This window comes from Acidobacteriota bacterium, from assembly GCA_004299485.1.
In the GTDB taxonomy this organism is placed as follows: domain Bacteria; phylum Acidobacteriota; class Terriglobia; order Terriglobales; family SCQP01; genus SCQP01.
The window spans coordinates 25590-36687 of the sequence record SCQP01000009.1 but is presented as its reverse complement, the minus strand read 5'-3'; the positions used below and the strand labels follow the sequence as shown (position 1 = coordinate 36687).

Sequence of the window (11098 nt, the reverse complement as noted above, 5' to 3'; positions counted from 1 at the left end):
GCCGCTGCAAGCTGTCGGCGCGGTGCTGCCCGCCGGCGAGCTGCTGCTCGCCGTGCTGGCGCAGGTGGGCGGCGTCGTGAGCACCGAAGAGGCGGCGCCGCTGTAGCTCGCGGTCACCGCTGGCGGCGTGCTGCCGTAGGTCATGCTCGCGCTCGAGGCCGTAATGGTGAGCACGCCGGCAGGGGTCACGGTCACCACGCCGGCGGCATAGGTGATGGCGTAGTTGGAATCCTGCGCTCCGGAGCAGCTCGTGGCCGGGTCAGATCCCGGCAGGCTCTTGCTGGTCGCCGTAGTTGTGCACACCGGCGGCGTGGCGGGCGCAGTCTGGCCGTTCACCATGCCCGTGTAGATGGGCGTAATCGCTGGCACGGCGCCGCCGTATGTCATGCTCGGGCTGGAGGCGGTAATGGTCAGCGGCGCCGGCTTCACCGTCACCACGCCCGGCGCATAAGCGATCGTGTAGTTTGGAGCCGTAGCGGCGCCGCACGTCGTGGCCGGCGTCGCGCCCACCAGCGTGGCGCTCGTGGCGGAAGTCGCGCACAGTGGCAGTGCCGTCAGCGCGGTGCTGGCGGCCTCGCCATTGACCAAGCCGGTGTAGCTGGGCACGATGGCCGGAACGGCGCCGCCATAGGTCATGGTCGGGCTGGAGGCGGTGATCGTCAACGGCGCCGGAGCAACGGTCACCGCTCCCGCTACGTAGGTGATGGTGTAGTTCGCATCGCTTGCGCCGCTGCACGTCGTGGCTGGCTTGCTGCTGACCGCACTTGCCGTGGTTGCGCTGGTGCTGCATTGGGGCGGTGTCGAGGGTGCCACATCGCCATTCACCAGACCCGAGTAGCTGGCGCTGATCAAAGGCACGCTGCCCCCATAGGTCATCGTGGGACTCGGAGCGGTAATGACCAGCGGCGCGGGATCGCCCGTGCCCGACAATCCCACCGTCTGCTGCGCGTTCGTCACGCCCAGATTGTTGTCGGTGAACGTAATCGACGATGCGTTCGCCCCCAGCGTACGCGGCGCAAAGCTGACGCTCTCGCTACATGCGTTTCCCTCCGCGATCGAACCGCTCGCGCACCCCGATGCCGTAAAGCTCGGGCTGGGCGCGCTCACCGTGCTGATGGCCAGCGTGGCCGTGCCGATGTTCGTGATGGTGAACGCTTTCGGACTATCGGAGCTGTTGGCGCCCAGGGCGCTCGCCGCAAAACCCAGACTGGCGGCGTCGGCGCGGTCCAGCCGCGTAAGCTGGCGCGAACTGCCCGATGCCTCAAAAAACAGATTGCCCTCCGCGTCCGCCGTCACCGCAGGCGCTGCTGCGGCAGATAGGAGCGTTGCAGTCGTATAGCCACTGGCCGCGCTCAGGCAGGTGATCTGGTTGCTGCTGGAGTCGAAGACATAAAGATTGCTGGCGGCATCGAGCGCCACGCCCACGGCATCGCCGAACACGCCCGTGGCCAGCAGCGTCGTGGTGTAGGCGCCGCCGCTGGGCGTGGCTTCCAGGATGGCCTTTGCACCCGGATCGGCCACGAAGACCGTGCCCTTTGCGTTGACTGCGAGTCCCACCCCCAGCGGCAGACTGACCGTCGCCACTGTGGATTGGGCATAGCTGCCGTCCCGCGGCGTCAGCCGCAGCACAGCGCTCGGAGTCGCCACATAGAGGCTGCCGCCGCCATCGACGGCAATGGCACCGGGCGCGTTCAACCCAGTCGCCACCACAGACTGCACGTAGGCCCCGCCGGAGGGCGATTTCTCCAGCACCCGGTCGTTACCGGTGTCGGATACGAAGACGTTTCCGGCGCCATCTACCGCAACGCCCTCCGGCGCAGATACCCCGCTCCCCAGGCCCGTCTCGGTATAAACGCCGCTACTCAGCTTCTGCTCGAGAATGCCTTGCGCAGTGTCGGCAACAAACACGTTGCCGCTCCCATCCACAGCCGCCTGATTCGGCTGCGTGACTGTTCCGCCAATCAGCGCTGCCGTGCCGCCGAAGGCGATCTGCCCGGCCGTAGCCGAGCCGGTCACCAGCGCTGCGGCCAGCACGTTGCCGGAAGTGTCCGTCAGCTCAACCGCACCCGGACGCGTGCCCGCGCCCGTCGCTGCGAAGCTCACGCTGACGGTGCAGGTGTTGCCCAGAACAAAGCTTTTCCCCGAGCAAGTATCACTCGCAGAAGCAATGACATAATCCGATCCCGTACTGACCGTGCTGCCGAGCGTGCTGCTGGCCACAAAGTTGAACTCGAGCGTTACCCCCGCGCTGCTGCCTCCCGCCGCGACCGCGCCAAAATCCGCGCCCTGCGCCGGCCATTCCAGCACGCTGTGCGTGCCGTCGTCGCCCAGGAACAAATTGCCCGACGAATCGACCGTTACCGCAACCGGCGTACTCAGGCCGTTGTAGACTGCGTTCGCCGCAACCATCCGGCTGTAGCTGCTACCCTTTACCTCCTCAACTATCTGCTGTGCGCTGGAGTCGGCCGCAAACAGATCTCCCGCCGCGTCCATCGCCAGTGCGCCCGGTGCTGTCAGCGTGCTATCGATCGTAACGGCCGAGTACGTGCCGCTCGAGAACTTTTCCTCGACAATCGTGCCCAGCGTTGGTTCTGCGATAAACAAGTCCCCGGCCGTGTCCACGGCAATGCCCGAGGGCGACGTAAGGCCGCTCACCGCGCTTGTACTCCCGTAGGTGTTGCCGCTGGGCGTCCACTTCTCCACCGTGCCGCTGCTGTCGGTGGTGTACAGGCTCCCGGCCGCCGCCACCGCTACGCCCCGAATGCCGGCCACCGTCCCGATGCTTTGCGCCGTGTACGTTCCCCCGCCGCCCGGCGTCGCCTTTACGAGCGCGTTGGCGCCCGTCTCCGCGATATACAGATTGCCGCTGCTGTCCAGCGCCAGCCCGGCCGGCACACCGGCGCTGAAACCCAACCCCGTCAGCACCGCAGTGGGTGTACTGAATCCCGAGCCCTCCAAAATATCGCCCGAGCTGGCATCGGCGATAAAGACATGGCCGCTCGTATCCACCGCTAAGCCAACCGGATCCAGCGAGGCGCTTGCGTCGATCAGCACGCCGCTGAAGTGCGCAGCGCCGCCCGGCGCTGCGGTCACCGTCATCGTGCCGGGATCGCAGGTCACCGTGTAGTTGCCGGCAGTCGGACAGGCCTGGAAGGTCACGCTATAGCCCGATCCCGGCGGGGAAGAGGAGGTGGCGTTGGTCTGCAGCGCCGGCGCGGCCGACAGTACGGATGCCGTGTCGCTGTTCACAAACCCGGACGCGGTATAACCGAGCGCCGGCACCGTGCCATGGTAGGTCATGGTGGCGTTGTTCGCGGTCAGTGTCAGCGGTGCCGGGTCGACCGTGACCGTCCCGGCTGTGTAGCTGATGGTGTAATTGGGATCAGCCGCGCCCGAGCACAGGGCCGGATAGCTGCCCGTCGCACTGGCGCTGCTGGCCGTGGTGATGCACGTCGGCGCGGTCGCGGGTGCGCTGTTGCCGTTCACCAGACCGCTGTAGCTGGCGGCGACCGTGGGTGCAGCGCCCCCGTAGGTCATGGTTGTGCTCGCGGGCGTCGCCGTAATGCTCAACGCTGCCGGAGCAATGGTGATGGCCAGCGTGGCCGTGCCCGTGCCATAGGCGCTTGTCGCTCCGATGGTGACGTCGTATGTTCCCGCCGCCGTGGCCGTGCCCGTGATTTGCGCCCCGTTCGCGCTCAAGCCCGGCGGCAGCGTTCCGGTGACGCTGTAGCTGCTCGGCGCGTTGCTGGCGGTGATGGTATAGCTGAATGCCGAACCATACGTTCCGCTCGCCGTGGTCGCGCTCGTGATGACCGGCGGTGGCAGCGTGTCGGTCACGCTCATGCTGCTCAGCGCCGGAACGTTGGACGAGTTCAGCCGCAACTCCCCGGTAAGCACCGTGATGTCGACCGCGCCCGCTGCTCCCGAACTCGCAGCACTCCCGCTCGGCTCCCCTCCGCCGCCGTCCGTCCCGCCAGGATCGTTGTAGCCGGTGTTCGCGCCGCCAGGAGCACCGATGCTCCCGAAGCTCAGGTCCCCCGTCGCGCTCCCGGCAACAGTCCCGGTCCCGCTGCCCGCAGCACCACCGCCGCCGAAGCCGCCCCCTCCGCCCGGGCCCGTGTTTCCTCCGCCTCCGCCGGCCGCGCCGCTGCCACCACCACCGCCGGGGCCTTCGCCGCCTCCCCCGCCTCCGTAGCTTCCGCCGCCTCCGCCACCCGGTACGGCGCCACCGTGACCCCCGGCAGCATTGTAGATGCTTCCTACGATCGAGATCGAACCGGCGGGCGCACTCAGCGCCACGCTCCCGGCGCTGCCGGGAGTGTTATTCCCACCCCCGCCGCCACCCGACGAATTCACCTCGCCGTCGATCGCCACCGAGCCGCTGCGGCTGGACACGGAGACGGAGCCTCCGTTGCCGCCAGGCTGTCCCCCGGCGCCGCCGCCGCCCCAGGCCAGCAGGTGGTGGGTCGCGATGAAACCACCCGCCGCGAGTTGAATCGCGCCGCCTGCCCCGCCCGAGCCAGTCACTCCACCCGCACCGATGGCATCGAGATTCCCGGCGGAAATTTCGGCGTCGCCGGCTGTGATGGACGGAGTGGTCCCCGTGAACGTTGCCGAGCTGGTGCCATCGGCTGCGACTTCGTTGCTGGGAGAATTGTTAAGGGTAGGTTCGCTTGTGTCCAGCTTGATGGACCCGGCCGGCGCGCCCCCGGTGCGGATGTTGCCTGCCTGGATTATGGGCTGGGTCGCTCCGGCCGGTGCTCCGGCAACGATGGTGACATTGCCGCCGGCGCCAGAGGTGTTCGACGTGTCGATGGCCCAAGTCGGCGCGGTCGGGAGTAGAACTCGGCCGTTCGAGGTGCTATTGGAATAGGCAACCAGCGTCACGGAGCCTCCGGGCGCGGTGATCACCGGACCCGTTCCCGTAAACGCACTGAGGTCGACATTGCCGCCATAGGCGGAATAGAACTGAATCACAACGAAAGAGCTGGCGCCCGTCGTCGGTGAATTGGTGACCACCGAGTTCGATCCCGACGAAACGATAGTGCCGGCCACCAGCAGCACCGACCCTCCCGAGCTGGTGGTCAGCGATCCGGTGCTGTCGCTGGTGATATTTCCCTCGGCAATAAGGGCGACCGAACCGCTGAAGCTATTGGGGCCTTCAATCGCGATGCTGCCGCTGCTGTTGGCGAATAGCGGATCACCTGCAATGGCGGTCGTGCCCAGCCGCAGCAGCGGCGTGCGCGCCAGCACATGTGCGCTCGCCGCATGGCTGTGGACCTCGCCGGTTACCCGCCCCAGGTCCGTGGTCAGGATTCCTGCGCCCGCATCCAGATCCAGCCGGCTCGACAGCCACGCGCCTCCGCTCAGTGTCAGGCCGCCGGCGGCAACCCGGATCGTCCCCTCCGGCGCCGCAATTGTCCCGCCGGCATTGCGGATCACCTGCGCGCCGTCGATGCAGAGGTCCCGCCCGCGAGCGGCGATCGTGCCTGTATTGAGGATCCGCGCGGCTTCAATCGTATCCGCGATGATGCGGCCATGGTTCACCAGCGTCCCGCGCACCCGCAGCGTCGTCGTTGTCAGTGTCTGTCCCGCGGGGATCACTAGAGCCGGCGCCGGGCGCGTTGCGAGCCACCCCCACGCGCTCCCGGCTAACAGGCAACTGCCCGCAATGAAAGCCAACTTCTTTCCCGGCGGACACATGCTCAGAGAGTCTACTATGGCCCGAATCGCCCCCGTCAGCTTTTTGTATCTTGCCTAGAGGCACCCTCCTCCGACCTGATTGTCACAAAATCGTGACAATGCCACCCGCGTCCATTCGGCGAACCTGTTCCATTTTCTGTTCGGTTTTTACCGCCGACTGTCCGCGCTCCCCTCAGGACTGGCGCGGCTTTTCTCGCACAAATGAGACAGTTAGGCACAGAAATGGAACACTCAATGGAACACCGGCCGCATACTATCCCCATGCGCGTTCTGGGTGTGGATTGCGGCAGCGAAGCCACCGGCTTTGGCCTGGTCGAAAGCGACGGCCACCATCACCACGCCCTCGCCTCCGGCACCATCCGGCTCCGCGGCGATGGCAGCTTCGCGGTTAAGTTGCATCGCATCCATGCCCGCATCAGCGAACTGCTCCTGGAGCACCGCCCCGACTGCGTCGCCATCGAAGACATCTTCTACGCCAAAAACGTCCGCTCGGCGCTCAAGCTCGGCCACGTCCGCGGCGTCGTCATGCAGGCCGCAGCCGCCCAGGAAGTTCCGGTCGCCGAGTATGCGCCGCTCGCCATCAAAAGCGCCCTCACCGGCTACGGCCGTGCCGAGAAGGAGCAGGTCCAGCACATGGTCTGCTCGCTCCTCGGTCTGCGCGAGCCGCCCAACTCGCTCGACGCCAGCGATGCCCTCGCCGTCGCCATCTGCCATTTGCACTCGCAGCGCTCTGCTGAACCGCTGAGCCGCTGACAAGCTGATCCGCTATTGTAAAGGCATGGCGCGTTTGTATCCGTTCGTGATCGGCGGCGAGCTCGTCTCGCCCGAGCACAAGGTCGTCGTCCACTCGCCTTTCGATGGCGATCCCGTCGGCGAATGCGGCGACGCCACCGGCCTCGAAGTCGAACGTGCCGTCGAAGCGGCCGCCGCTGCCCGCGCGCCCATGGCGGCGCTGGCCGGCTGGCAGCGTTCGCAGGCGCTCAGCGAGCTGGAAAATGCGGTGCGCACCCACCAGGACGAATTCGCTGATCTCATGGCCGCCGAAGCCGGCAAGCCCATCAGCGCTGCTAGCGTTGAAGTCAAACGCGCCCTGGTGACGCTGCGTACCGCCGCCGAAGAAGCCAAGCGCATCGGGGGCACGGTCGAACCGCTCGATGTCGCGCCCGGCGCAGAAGACCGCTGGGCCATTGCGCGACGTTTCCCGATCGGAATTATCGCCGGCATTACGCCCTTCAATTTCCCGCTGAATCTGGTGCTGCATAAGCTCGCGCCCGCCATCGCCAGCGGCAATCCCATCATCCTCAAAGCCTCGCCCCGTGCTCCGCTGTGCGCCTTGCGCCTTGGCGAAATGGCGCTCGGCCTCAACCTTCCCGCTGGCGCGGTCAATGTCCTCTCCGGTGGCGCTGAGCCTGCGGTGCAGCTCTGCGAGCATGACCGCATCGCCATGGTCTCCTTTACCGGCAGCGCCGCTGTTGGTTGGAACCTCAAGGCGCGCGCCGCACGCAAGAAAGTGGTCCTCGAGTTGGGCGGCAATGCCGCCAATATCGTCCACAGCGATGCCGATCTCGCGCTCGCCGCTGAGCGCCTCGTCGCCGGAGCATTCTCCTACGCCGGCCAAAGCTGCATCTCGGTCCAGCGCGTGCTCGTGCACCGTGCCGTCTACAAGGATCTGCGCTGCCGTCTGCTCGATCGCATCCTGCAGCTTCGCGTGGGCGATCCCCGCGACGCGGCTACCGACGTCGGCCCTATGATTAACGCCGAAGCGGCTACACGCGCCTTCACCTGGATGCAGGAAGCCGTCGCCGCGGGCGCCCAGGCCGCCTGTGGTATGAAGCGCGACGGGGGCTTTGTCTGGCCGACGATTCTCGAAAACGTTCCCGAGCAAACGTCCATCTGGAAAGAAGAAGCCTTCGCGCCCGTCCTGCTGCTCCGCCCCTACGACAGCTTTGACGAAGCTTTGCGCGAAGCCAACGCCAGCCGTTACGGCCTGCAGGCAGGCGTCTTCACCCGCGATCTCAACCTCGCCTGGCGTGCCTTCGAGCACCTCGAAGTGGGCGCTGTCGCCCTCAACGAAGTCTCAAGCTGGCGCATGGATCCCATGCCCTATGGAGGCGTCAAAGACTCCGGCTCCGGCCGCGAAGGCCTGCGCAGCAGCATCGAGGAAATGACCGAACTCCGCGTGCTGCTACTGCATGCGCGTTAGTTTGCCGCCGCCACCACGGCGCCGGCGGTTTTCATCGCCGCGCTCAGGGTTTGCTCCGCGCCGGCGATCTTGCCCGCCAGCTCCCTGTAGGCCGCGTACTCCGCCGGTGTCGGCCGCCGGTAGCCTTCGGCAATTTCGCCCGACAGAATCGCGAGGTGCAAATGCAGCCGCGTGCCGAAGACCGCATCGGTTTCGCTCCCACGCTCCTCCATCTGCACCAGCGGCACGATGGCGCTCGTCAGCCCGTTGATCGCGGTGCTGTTGTCGCGTCCCGGATCCTTCTCCAGTTTGGTCCGCAGCGCCAGTGCGCGATTGACCTGTTCATCGAGCTGATTCAGCGTGCCGTGAATCTGCAGCTCCAGATCGAGCTGCGCCGCCAGATCCGCTTGCGTGGCGGGCAACCGCGGGTCAAGCGTCACCGTGAACGGTTGCGTCAGTTTCTGTCCGGCGTAGTTCAGCGTGACCGAATACGATCCTGGAACCACCACCGGCCCCGCCATGCTGTACTCCACGCCCACGCCTTCGGCACGGATGAACCCGCCGCCAATCGTCGCTGCCGCCGGATACCGCATATCCCACTGGAAGCGGTTCATCCCCGGCGTGATCGCGGTGAGCCGCTGCAAGCGGAACGCCTCGCGTTGCTCCGGCGTCATGCTCGCCATCAGTTTGGCCATCTCCTGCCGGTTCGGCTGGGCTTTCGTTTTCAGATGCAGCGCGAACTGCCGGATCGTCTGCCCTTTGGCGTTGGTGAAGGTCAGTGTCGCCGGCGTCGAGCCGTCATAGTGCTGCGGCACGCGGAAATATACCGTCGTGCCAAACGGCGGATTGGCTCCCGCCGTCCCTCCGCCGAAGCGACCGCCTCCGTACACTGGACTCAGCCACGCCTGCTGCGGCGCGAATAAATAGGCGCCCGTTGCCGGCGGCGTCTGCCGGCTCATCTGCTCGAGCAGCGCCAAGTCGTCCAACACCCAGAATGCCCGCCCATGCGTCGCGATCGCCACCTGCCCCTGCTGCCGCGCGATGCGCAGATCGCGCACCTGCACCGTCGGCAGGTTCAGCTTCAGCGGCTGCCAGAGCGTGCCGCCGTTCAGGCTGACCTCAACCGTCGTGCTGGTCGTCAGAAAGAGCAAATTCGGCGCAGCCGGATCCTGCCGCAGATTGAAGACGTAGTCGTTGTCCGGCAGGCCATCGATCATCGGTGTCCACGTCTGGCCGTAGTCGCTGGTCTTGAACACGTAGGGCCGGAAGTCATTCCACATGTACCGGCGCGCGGTCAGATAGGCTGTGCCCGCGTTGACGTAGGAAGGCTCGATGCAACTGATCCAGGATTGTTTGGGCAACTGCGGTGGCGTCACGTCCTGCCACGTCTTGCCGCCATCGCGCGTGAGGTGCGCCAGACCATCGTCCGATCCCGTCCAGATTTCCTGTCCATTGAGCGGTGAGACTTCGATGGTCTGCAGCCCCGGGTAGGTTTCCGCTCCGGTCTGGTCGAGCGTCACCGGTCCTCCGCTGGGCACTTCCGTCGCCGGGTCATTGCGTGTCAGGTCCGGGCTGATCCGCTTCCACGTCCGTCCGTAATCCATGCTCTCCAGCACGTACTGCGCGCCGATCAGAAGCTGCTTCGGGTTCACCGGCGAGAACGTGATGGCATGGGTCCAGCCTAAGCGGTACTTCATCGTGTTGGCTGCCAGACCGTCGTGCATCACCGCCGCCGGCGTAACATCCCAGGTCTCGCCCGTCCGCCGGTTGGTCGCGGTGAACAACTCATAGTATCCGCTGCCGAAATTGATCCATGGGCTTCCGGGTTCGGGCACCACGCGCGTGCTTTCGCCGCCGGAAATCGACTTCCACGCCGACAGCGGAATACTGCCGTCTGCGGTCGCGCTCGGTGCCTCGGCGGAGCCTTCATCCTGCTGTGCGCCGTAGATGTGGAACGGGAACTCGTCGTCAATGTTGACGTGGTACATTTCACCCGTCGGCTGATTGTGCTCGCTGCTCCAGGTTTTGCCGCCATCGAGCGAGACCGTCGCCCCGCCATCGTTGCCCTCCAGCAGAATGTTCGTATGCTCGGGGTTGATCCAGATGATGTGGTTGTCGCCGTGCGGTACTCGCATCCGCTTGAAGGTCTTGCCGCCGTCGCGCGAAACGTAGAACTCCACCTCGGGCGCATAAACCAGATCCGGATTCTTGGGGTCCGCGTACAGCGCAGTGTAGTAGAACGCCCGCTGCCGCAGCTCCCAGCCGTGGAACTCGCGCGTCCAGGTCGCGCCGCCGTCATCGGAGCGGAACACGCCGCCATCGGCTTTATTCTCGACAATCGCGTATACGCGCTGCGGCGCCGCCGCCGTCAGCGCCACTCCAATCCGGCCGTCTGTTCCCGCCGGCAGGCCGGGGTTGCGCGTCAGGTTCGTCCAGGTCGCGCCGCCATCGGTGCTCTTGTATAGTCCGCTGCCCGCTCCGCCATCGCTCATGCCCCAGGGCATGCGCTGTGCCTGCCACATCGAAGCGTAGAGTTCGTTGGGATTGCCTGGCGCCATCACGACATCAATCGCGCCGCTGGTGCCATTGCCGCCGGCCAGTATCTTCGTCCAGGTCTGTCCACCGTCGCTCGTCTTGTAAACGCCGCCCTCGCCGTTGGGCGCAAACACCTGCCCCATCGACGCCGCATACGCAATCTCCGGATTGCGCGGATCAATCCGGATGGCGCAGGTGGTGTGCGCCGCCCGCAGCCCGGCATATTTCCACGTCTTCCCGCCATCCGCAGATTTGTAAATGCCATCGCCGGGAATCATGTCGTTGCGGATGTCGCACTCGCCCGTGCCGGCGTAGAGAATCTTCGGGTCGGACGGCGCTACCGCAATCGCTCCGATGCTGGCGCTCGTGCCCGGCAGCTTGCCGTCAGAAATGTTCGCCCAGCTTATGCCGTTGTTGTTGCTCTTCCAGACGCCGCCGCCCACCGTGCCCATATAAAACAGGCTGGGATCCTGCGGTACGCCCGTCACCGTGACGGCGCGCCCGCCCACGTACGGCCCCACGCTGCGCCACTGTAGCTTGCTCATCAATTCCTGCGCTGGTGTCGAGCTCGTCCCCCCGCCCGCCTGTACCGCGCCCAAGGCCAGCATGCCTGCGCCGGCAATCACTGCGATCGCTGAAAGTCTCTTTGCCCAAACCATAAGTGAATGCTCCCGGTGA

The 11098-nt window shown here is 66.0% G+C and carries 3 protein-coding genes and 1 pseudogene; 3 read left to right on the top strand and 1 reads right to left on the bottom strand.

What is annotated here, in order from left to right; translation table 11 throughout:
• Positions 1 to 4096 precede the first annotated feature (4096 nt).
• The 3 genes and pseudogenes from EPN33_07870 (at position 4097) to EPN33_07860 (ending at position 7906) form a co-directional block, all read left to right on the top strand.
• Positions 4097 to 4195 (top strand): annotated as a pseudogene (locus tag EPN33_07870) (peptidoglycan endopeptidase).
• A 1769-nt stretch (positions 4196 to 5964) separates the two neighbouring features.
• Entirely contained in the window at positions 5965 to 6456 is a 492-nt protein-coding gene (gene ruvC / locus EPN33_07865) for a crossover junction endodeoxyribonuclease RuvC (GenBank protein ID TAN22562.1), read from the top strand.
• 25 nt (positions 6457 to 6481) lie between these two features.
• Entirely contained in the window at positions 6482 to 7906 is a 1425-nt protein-coding gene (locus tag EPN33_07860) for an aldehyde dehydrogenase family protein (GenBank protein ID TAN22561.1), read from the top strand.
• Here the strand turns inward: EPN33_07860 and EPN33_07855 are convergent.
• Entirely contained in the window at positions 7903 to 11079 is a 3177-nt protein-coding gene (locus EPN33_07855; protein ID TAN22560.1) for a glycosyl hydrolase, read from the bottom strand. The genes EPN33_07860 and EPN33_07855 overlap by 4 nt on opposite strands.
• Positions 11080 to 11098: the final 19 nt, after the last annotated feature.

Excerpts from the sequence above, each read along its gene's own strand:
- ruvC (TAN22562.1), top strand. The coding sequence starts at position 5,965 with ATGCGCGTTCTGGGTGTGGATTGCGGCAGCGAAGCCACCGGCTTTGGC.
- EPN33_07855 (TAN22560.1), bottom strand. The coding sequence starts at position 11,079 with ATGGTTTGGGCAAAGAGACTTTCAGCGATCGCAGTGATTGCCGGCGCA.
- EPN33_07860 (TAN22561.1), top strand. The coding sequence starts at position 6,482 with ATGGCGCGTTTGTATCCGTTCGTGATCGGCGGCGAGCTCGTCTCGCCC.